The sequence below is a fragment of the Leptolyngbya subtilissima AS-A7 genome, from assembly GCF_039962255.1.
Classification (GTDB): Bacteria; Cyanobacteriota; Cyanobacteriia; order Phormidesmidales; family Phormidesmidaceae; genus Nodosilinea.
This window is the reverse complement of sequence record NZ_JAMPKY010000008.1, coordinates 98,979-113,556: the sequence shown is the minus strand read 5'-3', so window position 1 is coordinate 113,556 and position 14,578 is coordinate 98,979. Positions and strand designations below refer to the sequence as shown.

13 protein-coding genes are annotated in these 14,578 nt (G+C 53.6%); 8 read left to right on the top strand and 5 right to left on the bottom strand.

Annotated elements, in window-relative coordinates; genetic code table 11:
• The first annotated feature begins 99 nt into the window (after positions 1-99).
• Positions 100-2,004 carry a polysaccharide deacetylase family protein gene (locus NC979_RS17505; protein WP_190519244.1) on the top strand — a complete coding sequence of 635 codons (1,905 nt, stop codon included), beginning with the start codon at positions 100-102 and terminating at the stop codon, positions 2,002-2,004.
• 215 nt (positions 2,005-2,219) lie between these two features.
• Here the strand turns inward: NC979_RS17505 and psb32 are convergent, their stop codons facing one another.
• On the bottom strand, positions 2,220-2,957 hold the full coding sequence (gene psb32 / locus NC979_RS17500; RefSeq protein ID WP_190519242.1) for a photosystem II repair protein Psb32: 738 nt from the start codon (positions 2,955-2,957) through the stop codon (positions 2,220-2,222).
• Positions 2,958-3,103: 146 nt separating this feature from the next.
• Positions 3,104-3,376 carry an Npun_R1517 family heterocyst differentiation transcriptional regulator gene (locus NC979_RS17495; protein WP_190519240.1) on the bottom strand — a complete coding sequence of 91 codons (273 nt, stop codon included), beginning with the start codon at positions 3,374-3,376 and terminating at the stop codon, positions 3,104-3,106.
• A gap of 647 nt (positions 3,377-4,023) precedes the next feature.
• On the opposite strand from NC979_RS17495, the gene NC979_RS17490 reads away from it, so the two are divergent.
• The 6 genes from NC979_RS17490 to hpsU all read left to right on the top strand — a co-directional run bounded on the left by NC979_RS17490 (position 4,024) and on the right by hpsU (position 10,956).
• Positions 4,024-5,061 carry an AEC family transporter gene (locus NC979_RS17490; RefSeq protein ID WP_190519238.1) on the top strand — a complete coding sequence of 346 codons (1,038 nt, stop codon included), beginning with the start codon at positions 4,024-4,026 and terminating at the stop codon, positions 5,059-5,061.
• A 147-nt stretch (positions 5,062-5,208) separates the two neighbouring features.
• Entirely contained in the window at positions 5,209-6,834 is a 1,626-nt protein-coding gene (locus NC979_RS17485; RefSeq protein WP_190519235.1) for an alpha-amylase, read from the top strand.
• 294 nt (positions 6,835-7,128) lie between these two features.
• Positions 7,129-8,211: a fatty acid desaturase gene (locus NC979_RS17480; protein ID WP_190519233.1), complete on the top strand. Its 1,083-nt coding sequence runs from the start codon at positions 7,129-7,131 to the stop codon at positions 8,209-8,211.
• A 158-nt stretch (positions 8,212-8,369) separates the two neighbouring features.
• A complete protein-coding gene (locus NC979_RS17475) occupies positions 8,370-9,308 on the top strand; it encodes a glycosyltransferase family 2 protein (protein WP_190519231.1) in 939 nt (312 codons plus the stop codon).
• A 48-nt stretch (positions 9,309-9,356) separates the two neighbouring features.
• A complete protein-coding gene (locus tag NC979_RS17470; protein WP_190519229.1) occupies positions 9,357-10,319 on the top strand; it encodes a glycosyltransferase family 2 protein in 963 nt (320 codons plus the stop codon).
• Positions 10,320-10,341: 22 nt separating this feature from the next.
• Complete coding sequence (gene hpsU / locus NC979_RS17465) at positions 10,342-10,956, top strand: hormogonium polysaccharide biosynthesis acetyltransferase HpsU (RefSeq protein WP_190519227.1); 615 nt, start codon at positions 10,342-10,344, stop codon at positions 10,954-10,956.
• Positions 10,957-11,070: 114 nt separating this feature from the next.
• Here the strand turns inward: hpsU and surE are convergent, their stop codons facing one another.
• A complete protein-coding gene (gene surE / locus NC979_RS17460; protein WP_190519224.1) occupies positions 11,071-11,805 on the bottom strand; it encodes a 5'/3'-nucleotidase SurE in 735 nt (244 codons plus the stop codon).
• A 115-nt stretch (positions 11,806-11,920) separates the two neighbouring features.
• Between surE and NC979_RS17455 the strand changes: the two genes are divergently transcribed.
• Positions 11,921-12,838, top strand: a complete 918-nt coding sequence (locus tag NC979_RS17455) for a diacylglycerol/lipid kinase family protein (RefSeq protein WP_190519218.1) — start codon at positions 11,921-11,923, stop codon at positions 12,836-12,838.
• 44 nt (positions 12,839-12,882) lie between these two features.
• Here NC979_RS17455 and NC979_RS17450 read toward each other — a convergent pair whose 3' ends face one another.
• Complete coding sequence (locus NC979_RS17450; RefSeq protein ID WP_190519215.1) at positions 12,883-13,266, bottom strand: hypothetical protein; 384 nt, start codon at positions 13,264-13,266, stop codon at positions 12,883-12,885.
• A 145-nt stretch (positions 13,267-13,411) separates the two neighbouring features.
• Positions 13,412-14,545 carry a nuclease-related domain-containing protein gene (locus tag NC979_RS17445; RefSeq protein ID WP_190519212.1) on the bottom strand — a complete coding sequence of 378 codons (1,134 nt, stop codon included), beginning with the start codon at positions 14,543-14,545 and terminating at the stop codon, positions 13,412-13,414.
• Positions 14,546-14,578 lie beyond the last annotated feature (33 nt).

Genomic DNA, 14,578 nt, shown 5'->3' with positions numbered 1-14,578 from the left:
TAACCGAAATGCGGCCCACTCTGGGCAAACAAAGTCGGCATTGCCCAGTAATATGTAATGGGTCTTAGGCGGGGCCTAACTTGGTGGGGAGTAGCAGCAATGGTCAAGGGCGAAAAGAAGACAGACGGCGCTAAGCCGTCTAAGGTGCGAACACTGGTTACGTTAGGGTCGGGAGCATTTTTGCTTGGGGCCGCTGTGCCTTTGGCCGGCGCCCTCAGTACTGGCTTAATCAGCATTGGCAGCGTGGGGCTTGCCGCCCCTGCGGCCCTTGACCAGCCCCAAGCCCTCAACCCAAATTTCCTGACTCTAGCCGATGCCCCTGGGGTAGATGCGTTTCCTACTGTAGTCAGCAGTGAGAGGCTGTGCCGTCGCCCTGCGGGTCTGAATCAGGCAGAGATTAGTAGCGCTACAGCGGGCGAAAGCCTCTTTCATGGTTCTAGCCCTAGTACTGCTGTAACTCAGGCTATTGAGGCGATCGCTCAGCTGGGGGCTGCACCCTGGCCCAGTATTCATCCTCTAGCAGCCGAAGCTCGGGTGCCGGTGTTGATGTACCACGATGTCCTCGATCCACCGGAAGTCTTTTTTGATCTTACCCCCGCAGATTTTGAGGCTCACCTAAAAACCATACTGGACAATGGCTTAACGCCAATTAGCCCTGACCAGCTGGTGCAGCACCTACGTACCGGTGTGGCACTGCCCGAAAAGCCTGTGCTCATCACCTTTGATGATGGCTATCTAGGCCACTACGAACATGTTTATCCGCTGCTGCAAAAGTATCAGGTACCAGCTACCTTCTTCGTCTTCCCGGGTAAGGTCGATGGTACCGTCGCTGGGCGCTCAACCCTGACGTGGGATCAGCTTAAGACTATGGCTGCTGACCCCTTAGTAACCATTGCCTCCCATAGCGTGACTCACCCTCCTGACCTGAGAGCCCTCAGCGATGAGGACCTAGTCTATGAAGTGGTTGAGTCGAAGCGGCAACTAGAGGCTCAACTAGGTATTCCTATCGAGTACTTTGGCTATCCCACTGGTCACTATGATGAGCGGGTTGCCCAGGCCGTGGCCGATGCCGGCTATCTGGCGGGGTTCACAATGCGCGAGAGTGACGAAAAATTTGCCGGTGCCTCAGAATCGCTGCTAGCCATCGAGCGGTTTGGTCAATCCAATCTTCAGTCGTTGCTTGAGGTGGCCTGGGGTGGCCCTACTACGGCTGGCGCGATGCCCGTTGTCGCCGATTCCGCGTTTAATTTCGCTACTCCCGTCGCTGTGCAAAAGATAGATTGGGAGGACCAGTCATTTTCGCTGATCAGCGGCGGGCATCCGGTTACTATCCACGCCAACAGTCGCTACCAGTTGCCAGAAATGCTAGCGGGCAGCAACGTTGCCGGAGCTGTTGACGGGGGCTTTTTCTCCCTCAAGTACCTGGACTCCAACGTCATGATCGGTCCGGTCCTGAGCCAAAGCACACGGCAGTTTGTTCCAGGCTATCCGGGAGAAACGCCCAAGCTCAACAGCCGCCCTCTGGTGCTAATTGCTCCTAACAAGGTTCAGTTTGTGCCCTTTGATGCTACTCGTCACAATACGCTGGCAGGCTTGGCTCAGCAGCTACCTGGGGTAACCGATGCCTTTGTGGCGGCTGGCTGGTTAGTTAAAGACGGTTCACCCCAACCCGCTAGTAGTTTTGGCACCCTGTTTGACTACGATGCCCGTCGCCATCGGGCCTTCTGGGGTATTAACACGGCTGGGCAGCCGGTGGTTGGCGTGACCCACACCATGGTTGATTCGGTACAGCTAGGCGAACTGCTGCACCAGGCCGGTCTGCGTGATGCTGTCATGCTTGACTCTGGGGCCAGCACTTCGCTGGCCTATCAAGGAGATTCCCTAGTGGGCTATATTCCGCGTCCGGTACCCCACGTTCTAGGACTGGTGCCTCCTGAAGCCAACGACGGTAGTCCCTGTCCTTTGGTATTGGATCAAGATAACCCAACCACTATGAAGCGATAGAACGCTTATGGTTTTAAGCCCAGGACACTGCTGTCCTGGGCTTAAAACCAGTCAACCTAAGTTTTCCATGGCCGTGTGTATGACTTGAAGCAAGGTAGGGGCCAGATAACTCGTTTTCAGGTTGAGCGCTTAGGCTGTTCGGTCTGAAAAACTGAGCAGTAACTCAAGCCACTTGCTTATCTTGAACTCAGGTTTGGCAGCGAGTGTTGTCTGATTTAGTTGCCGAATCCAACGTACCAAAAATAGGTTGCCATCGGGATAACGGTGGCAAGCACTAGCAAAACAATTAGAACCACTGTGCTGTTGCCGCGGTTTTCGGCGGTTTCTTCGGCGGAGGCAAAGGTACTTTCGCTGTCAAAGGAGTCGTCAAAGTTGGGCGGGCCGGGATCTGCTTGACCGCCTAGTACTGCCCCGAGGCGATCGCTGGCGGCCAAAAACGACTGGTTGTATTTGTCGCCTTCCAGCAGGGGAAACAGCACTGTTTCCTGGGCAACACTGTTAGCAATGTCGTCGGTGAGTAGGATCGCAGCTTGAGCGCCAACGCGAATGCCTACGGTTTTAGTGACTTCGTCGAGGACCAGCAAAGTTTGGTTGGCTTGCTCTTCTGGGGTAGAGTACCAGCGCTCAAATAACTTATCGGTGAAGCTTTGAATGGTATCGCCGTAGTCAAAGTGGTGGATAGTTACGAGGCGCACCTCGTTGCCGGTAGCGGCCGCCAGCTCGCTGAAACGACTAGAAATTTTGTTTTCATTGATGCGGCTGATGATATTGGCTTCGTCAACCACCCAGGTAGACTCGCCCGCCGCCACTGTTGGAACTTGGAATACGGCTACGGCCTCAGCAGGCTCGGCGAATAGCCCTAGCATGAACAGGGGTAAAACTAGGCCCAAGAGCGCGCTCCAGCAGACCTGAATCCAGCGACTATGCGTTCGTTGGGAGGGGTAACTATTCATGGGCCTAAGCTACAACAACGGCTGAGCCAGAAGGAACTAACTGGGTTCTACCCTGGCCTATTAACCAATATACGGGGCTAAGAGCCCCGAGGGAACTAGGTCGTTTTGTTTGCCCCTTAAAGGTCAGTCAACTGAAGGGTGTATTCTTAGGCCGAGGGCAAATTGCGTAGCCGAATTAGCTGTCGCCGCATCAGTGGTGATGCTTGGAGTTCGGCAACCTCGGCAACCTCTACCTGGGCGTCAAGCTGCTCAACGAACTCGTCACTGCCATAGGAAAAGGCATCGATTAGCTGTTCCAGCAGATGTTCGCGATCGGCCATGACGTGGCTGTCTTCTAAAATACGAAACTTGAGAGTAATGGCGCACTCATAAATGCCAACCTGAGGCTCAACCGACGAACGGGGTGCAGACGTAGCCATAGTCAAATATGTACTCCCTAACTAAGCATGAAAGGAGTCATCAAAGGAGACCGGGGGCTAGGGTGTTTGTCCTGCTGGGGGCTGGCAGGGGCATCGAAGCGTTGTAGGCTGTGGAGAATTTCACAGTTGTAGCGGTGATGCAATCCCTATTGATGACGATGAGGTGGCTTTGAGCCAAAGTGATGTTGCCTGTTACTAGGCAGCGATCGCGCAGATTGAACCACCTGATATCATCAAATCAAAAAAAACAGCTAACCCTGGGTTTTCTAGCCTGTTTTTACAGGATTGATACAGTTTTGTGAGGCCAAGATTAATAGTATTGAAACTCGTCCGTACAATTTCAGAAGAGGCTAATTTTTTTATACTTTAAGCTCGTCTGGATGTTGTAGTTGGTTGTATTTCAACGCCCTTTTTAGAGCTAAGTTGTCGTCTAAAGGTCTGTTGTAGGGTCACTTCAGCTTTTTTAAGATAGGCAAGAAACTGAGGTTTAATGGATCAATGATTCTCTTTAAAGACATATTGAGCGATTGGTAGTTGGCATTGAAGTTGGGTCTACGGCTAGAGCTGCGATCGCACTAAATAAACGTCAACTTGACCAAAACTCCGTAGATTACTGAGTGGGGTAAGTGCCATAGCGAACTGCCAAAATGCGTAATTCTCTGATTCAAGCCTATTTGCCGCTGGTTATTTGGGTAGGGCTGGGGGCTGGGCTGGGCCGGTTTTTGCCGGCGGCGTTACCTCGATTGCTGGGACGAGGGTTGTATTGGATTGGCATTCCCCTCGAAATTTTTACCCTGGCGCGTCAAACTCACTTTGCGGAAGACACAGGTCTAGCACCGTTGTATACCGTTGTCTCGCTAGGGCTAGGACTGGGGTTGGGGCTGGTGGGGTTAGCGGTGGTGCGATCGCTGGCCACTACCATCCCGGTTGAGGCCGCCGCTATTGAAATCGGGGTCGCCCCAGGGTCAGAGCTGCTGCCCCCACAGCCGGTGGAATTGGCTTTGTGGCCTGACACCGCCACGATGACCTGGGTTGATAAACCCCGTCAGGGTAGCTTTGTGCTGGCCTCTATGTTGGGTAATACGGGGTTTGTCGGGCTAGCCATCGTGCCCACCCTGGTCAATGGTCCTTACCTAGGCTGGGCTGTGTTCTATAGCGTGACCCAAAACGTGGTCGGCACCTATGGACTAGGAGTGTTTATCGCCAGCTGGTTTGGACGCGGTGCCCACGCCCAATCGCGTTGGCAGCAGCTACGTGACGTGGTGACCGTACCGTCGCTATGGGCCTTTGCATTAGGCTCAGTCTCCCAAGTTTGGACCTGGCCGCCCCTGGTTGACGATACTTTGCATCAGTCGGTGTGGTTGGTGATTCCGGTAGCGCTGGTGCTGATGGGGCTGCGGTTGAGTCAACTGCAGGGGTGGAGTAGTCTACAGCCAGCGCTGGTACCAGCGATGCTCAAGGTGCTGGTGCTGCCCGTGATGGTAGGGGCGGTGACCTTGAGCGCAGGGCTGCCTAGGGATGGGGTGCTAGTGCTAGTGCTGATGTCGGGTATGCCAAGCGCGTTCGCGGGACTAATTTTGGCCGAAGAGTACGATCTCGACCGAGAACTGGCCGCTGCCAGCATTGCCCTATCTACAGGAGGCCTGCTGCTCACTATTCCGCTGTGGCTCCTAGTGTTTGGCTAGGTAGTTTGCATAGGGGTTAGAGGCAGTGGGATGAGGTCTTAGTAATTAGTCTAAAGAGACGTGAGTTTCTAGAATTAAACCCTAATTTTTACCAAACTCTTAGGGTTTGCCCCTATTCTGGTGGAAATTATTCCCCTGGGGGTCGCTATGTCTAATCCCTTTCAGCAGCTTAAGGATAGGTTTAAGGCGATTGGCCCTAATCTCACTCCAGAGGGAGCAGAAACCGCTAAAGCGTCTTTACAGGAGTGGCTGCAGGCTAACGCCGACACCTTGCGGAGTCGGCGTAAGCGGGGGGAGTTTAACGGCACTATGATGCAGTACTTCCACTGGTATACCCCCGCTGATGGTAGCCACTGGAATCGCGTTAAGGAGGAGGCCGAGGCCCTCGCCAACGCCGGCATTACCGCTCTGTGGCTACCGCCTGCTTACAAAGGCATTGGCGGAGGCTACGACGTTGGCTACGGAGTTTACGACCTGTTTGATCTGGGAGAATTTGACCAAAAAGGCACAGTGCGAACGAAGTACGGCACTAAGGATGAGTACGTTGCAGCGGTCAAAGCCTGCCGCGATTTAGGAATTAACGTCTACGCCGATGTGGTGTTTAACCACAAAATGGCAGCCGATGGTGAAGAGGAATTCAAGGCAATTCCGATGGATCCAAGCGATCGCCACCGTCCTTTAGGAGAAATGCGCCAAATCAAGTCATGGACAGAGTTCACCTTTCCCGGACGAGGCGATAAATATTCAAGCATGAAGTGGCATTGGTACCACTTTGACGGCGTTGACTACAACAGCTATGAACCCGACTACAAAGCCGTATGGCTAATTGAGGGCAAAACCTTTGAAGACAAGGTGAGTTGGGAACGGGGCAGTTTCGACTACCTGATGGGCTGTGATCTAGATATCGACCATCCTGAAGTGAGCGGCGAGTTGAAATACTGGGGCGAGTGGATGCTCGACCACGTCGGGGTAGATGGGTTTCGCTTAGACGCTATCAAGCATATCTGTGGTGACTTCTTTGTGGATTGGCTGGCCCACTTGGAACACTATGCCCAGCGCGATCTGTTTTGCGTGGGCGAATACTGGACCTACGACCTAGGGGCGCTGAGCTGGTATGCCGGTAACTCGGGCGGGCAGCTCGACCTATTTGACGCGCCGCTACACAACAACTTTTACCAGGCCAGTAAGGCGGGCAATAACTATGACCTGCGCACCATTTTTGACAACACCGTGGTCAAAGAGATGCCGCTGCTGGCCGTTACCCTAGTCGAAAATCACGATACCCAGCCCTTGCAAGCCCTGGAGTCTGTGGTGGAATCGTGGTTTAAGCCCCTGGCCTACGCCATGATTTTGCTGCGAGAAGAAGGCTATCCCTGTATTTTCTACTGCGACTATTACGGTGCTCACTATGTAGACAAGGGCCGCGATGGCAACGAGTACGAGATCTGGATGGACTCGCATCGGGAAATTTTGGACCGGTTGCTGATTGGCCGCCAGCATTTTGCCTACGGCCCTCAGTATGACTATTTTGACCATCCCAATGTGGTGGGCTGGACGCGGCTCGGCTCTGATGGCCACCCCCACGCCATGGCGGTGCTGCTGAGCAATGGATCAGAGGGCACCAAGTGGATGGAGGTGGGTAAGCCCAACACCACGTTCTACGACTTGACTGGGCATATTTCTCAAACTATCACAACCAATGGCGACGGCTGGGCGGAGTTTCGCTGCAATGGTGGCTCGGTGTCGGTATGGGTAGAGGAGCGCCCTAAGTAGGGACTGCTGCCGGGTTGAGATCGGCGATCGCCCCGATTGGAGAGGTTGAAGGCATAGCACTCGCTCTGCGATCGCGTCAATAAAGCCCATTTATCTGTAGTCCCAACAGACAGGCTCAAAGCCCCCAACCTACTCCTTCTTCTCTGGCTAACTAGAAAGATTGCTTTAACTCACTAACTATGCTCCTCCATCGCGGGATAGAATTTTATGCCGCGAAAAGTTAAGCTGTGTAACGCCCGCTCATTTTTTTTGAAGTAGCTGGGCGTTCGTCTCTATGGTTAAATTGGTACTTTCGTGCAAGTAGATCGTGTTCCTCCAGGAGCTACAGATGCAGAATTTTCGGCCTACGTTCGCTCAGCCCAGGAGCTAGACTTTACCCTTCAAGATCTCAGGGCGGCGATTCCGGCCCATTGTTTTCAGCCTTCCGTGCTTAAGTCGCTGGCCTACTTCTTTTTAGATTTAGGGATTATCGCGGCGCTATATGCCGTGGCCCACGCAGTCAATTCTTGGCTGTTTTTCCCAATATTTTGGCTGGCTCAGGGCACGATGTTCTGGGCTATTTTTGTGGTCGGCCACGACTGCGGCCATGGCTCATTTTCTCGCTACAAGTGGCTCAACAGCCTGGTCGGTCATCTGTCCCACACGCCCATTTTGGTGCCTTACCACGGCTGGCGAATTAGCCACCGCACCCATCACGCCAACACCGGCAACATCGACACTGACGAAAGTTGGTACCCAATAGATGAGTCGACCTATCAAGCTATGCCTTGGGCGCAAAAGATGGTGCGTTTCTACGGAGCGTTGTTTGCTTATCCGTTCTATCTGTTCTTTCGGTCGTCGGGGCGCAGTGGCTCTCACTTCATGCCCAGCAGTCCGCTGTTTCGTCCCTCTGAGCGGCGTGACGTGCTGGTGAGCACTCTGTGCTGGTCGGCTATGGTCGTGTTTTTGGCCTGGGTAGGATTAACTCAGGGGCTGTTGTTTTTGGCGACCTACTATGTAGCACCCTACCTGGTGTTCATTGTGTGGCTTGATTTGGTGACGTTTTTGCACCACACCGAGCCAGATATCCCTTGGTATCGGGGGGATGAGTGGTATTTCCTCAAGGGGGCGCTGTCGACCATTGACCGTGACTATGGGTTTATCAATCCCATTCACCACAACATCGGCACCCACGTGGCCCACCACATTTTCTTGGCTATTCCCCACTATCACCTGAAGACGGCAACCGAGGCCATTAAGCCAATTTTGGGCGATTATTACCGTCGCTCTGAAGAGCCGGTGTGGAGAAGCTTTGCCCGATCGTTTTGGGCCTGCCACTATGTGGCGGATCAAGGGGCGAAGGTCTATTACCAACCCCACCCTAGCTACCGCCAGTAACCAGTTGGCAATGTCCGTCGCATCACAGACGGGAAGCTTCGGTAGTCTATAGACTGAAATGGGCAGTTTAGAATCAGCGCGGTTCTAGGCTGCCCATTGTGGTGTTTGAACAGGGCGGAAGATGTTGGTTTAGCAGCCCTACGGCAATAGTGTTGGTGATGACTCAACCCCTGATTTCAGCAATTATTTGTACCCACAACCGGGCTTGCTATCTAGGGGCAGCGATCGCCAGCCTGCTTGAGCAAACCTACGCCGCCTACGAAATTATTGTGGTGGATAACGCTTCGACGGATGACACCAAGGCCGTAGTTGAAACGTATCTGTCCAACCCCACACTGACCTACGTGTACGAGAGCACCCTGGGGCTGTCGGCGGCACGCAACCGGGGTGCTGCGATCGCCAAGGGTACTATTCTCGCTTACCTCGACGACGATGCCGAAGCCTCTCCCCACTGGCTGGTCGCCCTAGCGGCGGCCTTTGAGCAGCACCCCAAGGCGGCGATCGCGGGCGGCTACGTCAGCCTGATTTGGCCACAGAATATGACTCCGCCTCGCTGGCTGTCGTCTACGCTTTCTGAGAGCCTGGGTGCCTACGATTTGGGCACTACGACGCGACTCATCACTAACCCAGGGCAAACCCCCCGAGGGCTCAACTACGGCGTCAAAAAAAGCTTTCTCGATGCTGCAGGTGGCTTTGACCCACAACTCGGTCGAGTGGGCAAAAATCTGCTCTCGAATGAAGAACTGCACCTGACTCAACTGGCCCTGGCCGCTGGGCATGAGGTTTTGTTTGTACCCCAGGCCCAGGTAGCCCACAACGTGGCTCCCGAACGACTGCGTCGGGGCTGGTTTTTGCGCCGCAGCTGGTGGCAGGGCATTAGCGAATGCTACCGCGAGCAGCTTAGCCACACCCTAACCCTAGAGCGGGTGCGGGTGCGAAGCTTGTGTTTGCTGCGAGGCCTGGTTAAGACTCTGCGCTACTGGTCTGACCCAGCACTGCGGTTTGAAAATTTGGTCTACGCCTACGGGCAACTGGGCTATGTGGTGGGCGGTCTGCGCCACCTACTGCCTCGCCCTGGGGCGAAGGTCTGCCCCTAAGCACCAACCGACGTTTGTTGAGTAAACCTCTCAAGTATGGAATTCACCATGGTTAAGACGACCCCCAAAGTCCCCATCTCTGTGCTAATTCCGGCTAAGGATGAGGAGCAAAATCTACCCGCCTGTCTGGCCAGCCTAGAGCGGGCGGCGGAGATTTTTGTAGTGGATTCAAACAGCAGCGATCGCAGTATCGAGATTGCCACCGCTGCTGGGGCTAAGGTGGTGCAGTTTGACTTCAACGGCCACTGGCCCAAAAAGAAAAACTGGGCCTTAGACAACTTGCCCTTTAGCCACGAGTGGGTGCTGATTGTCGACTGTGACGAGCGCATTACCCCAGAACTGTGGGATGAGATTACTAACGCTATTCAGCAGAACGAGTTTGACGGTTACTACTTAAACCGCCGGGTATTCTTTCTTGGCACTTGGATTCGCCACGGCGGTAAATACCCCGACTGGAACCTGCGCCTGTTTCGCCACCAAAAGGGCCGCTACGAAAATCTGCAAACCGCCGATATTCCTAACACTGGCGATAACGAAGTGCACGAGCACGTCATGGTCGAAGGTGCCGTAGGCTACCTAAAGCACGATATGCTCCACGAAGACTTTCGTGACTTGTACCACTGGCTAGCCCGCCACAACCGCTACTCTAACTGGGAGGCCCAGGTCTACTACAACCTGCTCACCGGCATGGGCGACGGCGGCACCATCGGCGCAAATCTGTTTGGCGATGCGGTGCAGCGCAAGCGATTTCTCAAGAAAATTTGGGTGCGGCTGCCCTTTAAACCGCTGCTGCGGTTTGTGCTGTTTTATGTGCTGCGGCTAGGCTTTCTAGACGGGCGAGCGGGCTATATCTATGGACGGCTGCTGAGCCAGTATGAGTACCAGATTGGGGTGAAACTGTTCGAGCTTAGGCAGTTTGGTGGGCAGCTCAATGTCACCCCCAAAGAAAATGCGACCCTACCACAGCCAGTAGTTCAGCCATCGATTATTTCGGTAGAATCAGCCCCTTAATACCTCTTGATGGCGGCTGAATATGACGGCTCCCCCCGATTCTAGTCACAGCCCTTTGGATAGTGGCGGCGAGCGCCCCTGGGTGCGGCTCGATGCCTACGACCAGTCGTGGTATAAACCGGGGCGATCGAAGGTCGTCATTCTGCTGTGGTGGCTGTTGCAGGCGGTGCTATTTCCCCTCACGCCCCACGCCTCCCACGGGCCGAGGCGCTGGCTGCTGCGTCAGTTTGGGGCCACTGTTGGCCAGGGTGTGGTGATTCGCCCTACCGCTCGGTTCACCTACCCGTGGAATGTGAGTATCGGCGACCACAGCTGGATTGGCGATGACGTAGTGCTCTATAGCCTGGCCCAAATTACCATTGGCCAACACTGCGTAATTTCGCAAAAAAGCTACCTGTGCACTGGCAGCCACGACATTCACGACCCACGCTTTGGCTTGATAGTTGCACCAGTGACCGTTGAGAACGGCGCTTGGGTGGCGACCGACTGCTTTGTGGCCCCTGGGGTGACGGTGGGAGCCAATAGCGTTGTAGGAGCCCGCAGCAGCGTATTAAAATCGCTGCCGTCGGGGCAGATTTGCTATGGCAATCCTTGCCGGGCCGTAGCGCCGCGTCAGATGGTAAATAATCAGGGCTAGAATTTGCTCCGTTCTTGTCCGCCTGGTGCTGTCAAATTAGGTCCAGATAGTTGTCGATGAACGTAGCTGGACAAGGGCTTTATTCGCCCTAGCAGTTCAAATTGAGGTTGGTGCTCAATTGCAAGAATGCTTCAACTGTGCTTGAGCTAGGGCATCTTCATTGGTTAGGTCAAGGCGCAGGGGTGTCATCGAGACATAGCCTTGGTCTACAGCCCAGCGATCAGTCCCAGCCTCAGGAGCCTCCAGCGGTATCACTGTGAACCAGAAGTGCTGCCGCCCCATCGGATCCTTACTAGGCATGACCTGGCCGTCGTACTGTCGCACCGACTGGCGAGTCCAGCGCAAGCCCTGAGGAGCCTGGTTAGGAAAATTGACGTTGACTAAGGCTAGGTCTGGATCTGGCAAGAGTAACTCTAGAACCTTTGCCAGGTAGGGCTTTAGTAGGTCAAAATCGGGCTCACTCTCAGTCGCGGGCGCACTGAGGGCAATGCCGCGCATCCCCAACAGAACTGCTTGCTTGGCCGCCGCAAGAGTGCCTGAATGCCACATTGCATTGCCTAAGTTGCTGCCTAAATTGATACCCGACAGCACTACATTCACTTTGTCCCAGTTGTAAGCACCTAGTGCTACGCAATCGGCGGGGGTACCGTTGACGCGGTAGGCCTCAAAATCTCGCAGGGGTGTGCGCTTGTAGGAGAGGGGGCGCGAAGCCGTAATGGAGTGCCCCGCCGAAGACATTTCTACATCGGGTGCGACGATACGCACTTGGCCAAAGGTTGCGGCTACCTCTGCCAGGGCTGCAATACCAGGGCTGTAAATTCCGTCGTCGTTAGCAATAAGTATCCGCATCTAAACCTCTTTTCCTCCTCTAGGGTTATTACCATCTGCCTCTGTGCCGAGGGATGGCAAAACCACAGGTTCTAAACTGTTCAAATCTTGTTTTTGGGCTTTTTAGAGAATTTTTATGAAAGTTACGCTGATTCATAATTCCAAGGCAGGCGATGATAAACACCCTTCCAAAGATGTACTTTTATCTCTAATTGAACAGTCTGGTTATGAGGTTAACTATCAGTCGACCAAACACGACAAATGGGTTGCTGCCTTGGAAAATCCCGGCGACTTAGTAGTCGCTGCCGGGGGGGATGGCACTGTTGGTCAGGTGGCCCAACGCTTGGTCGGGCAAGATATTCCGATGGCTGTCTTGCCCATGGGGACAGCCAATAATATCGCCAAAACGCTGGGCTTGATGGACATTCCTCTGGAGCAGCTTGTTGAAGGATGGGCCACTGCACAACACATTAAGTTTGATAGTGCGATCGCCAGCGGAGCCTGGGGCACAACTCAACTGATTGAAAGTTTAGGTATGGGTCTATTTGCTCGAACCATGTCTAAGGTTGAGCATAGTGGTCATCTAAAGCATGTGGCAACCGCTGAAGAGGAAATTGCAACTGTCTTAGACCTGCTAAAACAGCGGGTTTCCCGATGCCCTGTCCGATCTTTAACCCTTTCTTTGGATGGTCAAGATATTTCAGGCGAATATGTTTTGCTGGAGGTTATGAATATTGAATATGTTGGACCTAACCTACACCTGGCCCCAAATATAAGCCTCAATGACGGGCTGTTGACCGTTGTGCTGGTGCGAGAGGGCGAGCAAGATAAGATTATCAATTACCTATCTGACTGCTTAGCTGGCAAATGCGATCTAGCCCCGTTCACGCAGTATCAGGGCCGACACTTACAGATTCAGGGAGAAGGGTTTGATATTCACGCTGATGACAAAATTCTGTCCAAGAGCGATTTAGCTTCGCTAGATGGCTCTATCGTTATTGACGTAAGCGTTGTCCCCCAATCGCTTGAATTTCTCTTGCCAGCATCCAACTAGATGGTCTTTTAGGAAACGTAGTTTTGGCATTGGGGTTTGCTGACTTACTCTGTGATGTGCTTGAGTACTCGCTTGTCAGTAGCAGACAGTACGTCTTCCCCAGACTGTTGTGCTTGACGGGCGCGATCGCTCAGTTCCTTCATTTTTTGGCTAGCGGCGTCTCGGCCACGCTCAATAGCTTGGTTGCGGGGTTCAGTCTTACCAATAATCTCCTTGGTAGTGTCTAGCCCGCCGTAGACGTCCTTTGAGAGGTCCTCTGCTTGGTTGGCAGCCTGCTCAAGCTGAATAGGTGCGGGCTCAACCCCGACACCCTTGGCTTGGCTGGCTGGGGATAGGGTAGTGCTCCAAAGAATGAGCCCAATGGCAATGGTGACAATACCAGCGCCGATCGCAGAACTCAGTATAAATATCCGTTTGCGAACGCCCATAATGCCTCCCATACAATGCCTTAAGCTTAGGTACGGGATCTAGCTTTGCCATCCTTCTGCGGGGAGACACCTATATGGCGATCGCTAGGCTAAGCAACTGATTGCAAGTGTCATTGCACTGCGTATTGATTATGCGCCTCGTTCATTAAGTCGGATTGATGTAAAAGAGTTGGGGTTGTGGTGCGTCCTGGCACACTAGATAAAACTCCCGTCCTTGCTTTGAAATTTTGGCTTTTTCGCCATTGGCACAGGTTACTTTAATTGGCGTGTTGCCCTCACAATCAGCACACTTGAAATAGTAGCCATATTTGCCATACACAATGGTCAAGTGGCTGCTACCACAGGTGCGACAGGCGGGAGCCAAAGCGTTCCCAGCAGAGGGTGAAACCGCCCCTGCTGAAACGACCTGAGATTGAGGTGAGGGAACTGGCCGTGGCTGGGGTTTAACGGTAGCCGGGGCAGAGCCCTTGAGGGTATTTGGAGCTGGTGCCACTTGACGTCGGGGTAAGGGTGGCCGATCAGACTGAGGTTTGGCAACAGGAAGAACAACCTGCTTAGATCTCGAAATAGAGGGCGTTTTCACAGAATTGGGCAGCGCTGTAGGAATCTCTAGAGGAGGCAGCTGGGTTTGAGGACTGTGCTGTTGCAGCAAAAACTCCGCTAGGTTGGTTACTTTCCTGTCGTTAAATTCGGCCCCAGCATCCCTCACGTTGAGGGAGAATAAACTGCTGGCCCGACGATAGGCGGCATGCATTTCCTGAATTCGTTTAGTGATCTGATCGGCTTTGAGCACCTGCTGCGTGGCAAAACCGGGAGGGCGCTGAACCACCCCGATGTCAGAAATAGCCACCAGCCCATCAAAGGGAACTGAAGCAAAGGTGAGCTGAAGCGTTAGCACCTTGCGGAAGAACTGATCAACGTGGTCGTTTAGTAAGGTCTTGAGCAACTCTGCCTGGCGCTCAACTTGCAGTAGGGGAGATGGCATGCCCTGCCAAACTGACCCCACCTGGCGTGACCACTCCCCTTGCTCATTGACCCGGATTTGCGTGGTGACGCTCTTACTCTCGATCAAAATAAAGCCGTGGGTGCTAATCAGCAGGTGGTCAATTTGGGCTACCTCTCCCCGGCGCTCTAGCCGCAATCCGTTTAGTACCTTGATTTTGGGATCTTCGCTGAATGCCCTGCGCAGGTAAAACGCCATTTGTTCTTCAGCCCTGTGCCCCGCCTGCATCTGCTTACTGGCGTTAGGGGCGAGAGGATCTAACTCTTTAACAATCATGAATAGTAGATTTAGGGCTTTCGCTTAATACAG

What these genes read in the sequence shown, in the direction of transcription:
- NC979_RS17495 (WP_190519240.1), bottom strand. Translation starts at nt 3,376, where the DNA reads ATGGCTACGTCTGCACCCCGTTCGTCGGTTGAGCCTCAGGTTGGCATT.
- NC979_RS17455 (WP_190519218.1), top strand. Translation starts at nt 11,921, where the DNA reads ATGAAAGTTACGCTGATTCATAATTCCAAGGCAGGCGATGATAAACAC.
- surE (WP_190519224.1), bottom strand. Translation starts at nt 11,805, where the DNA reads ATGCGGATACTTATTGCTAACGACGACGGAATTTACAGCCCTGGTATT.
- NC979_RS17445 (WP_190519212.1), bottom strand. Translation starts at nt 14,545, where the DNA reads ATGATTGTTAAAGAGTTAGATCCTCTCGCCCCTAACGCCAGTAAGCAG.
- NC979_RS17470 (WP_190519229.1), top strand. Translation starts at nt 9,357, where the DNA reads ATGGTTAAGACGACCCCCAAAGTCCCCATCTCTGTGCTAATTCCGGCT.
- NC979_RS17490 (WP_190519238.1), top strand. Translation starts at nt 4,024, where the DNA reads ATGCGTAATTCTCTGATTCAAGCCTATTTGCCGCTGGTTATTTGGGTA.
- psb32 (WP_190519242.1), bottom strand. Translation starts at nt 2,957, where the DNA reads ATGAATAGTTACCCCTCCCAACGAACGCATAGTCGCTGGATTCAGGTC.
- NC979_RS17475 (WP_190519231.1), top strand. Translation starts at nt 8,370, where the DNA reads ATGACTCAACCCCTGATTTCAGCAATTATTTGTACCCACAACCGGGCT.
- NC979_RS17485 (WP_190519235.1), top strand. Translation starts at nt 5,209, where the DNA reads ATGTCTAATCCCTTTCAGCAGCTTAAGGATAGGTTTAAGGCGATTGGC.
- NC979_RS17505 (WP_190519244.1), top strand. Translation starts at nt 100, where the DNA reads ATGGTCAAGGGCGAAAAGAAGACAGACGGCGCTAAGCCGTCTAAGGTG.
- hpsU (WP_190519227.1), top strand. Translation starts at nt 10,342, where the DNA reads ATGACGGCTCCCCCCGATTCTAGTCACAGCCCTTTGGATAGTGGCGGC.
- NC979_RS17450 (WP_190519215.1), bottom strand. Translation starts at nt 13,266, where the DNA reads ATGGGCGTTCGCAAACGGATATTTATACTGAGTTCTGCGATCGGCGCT.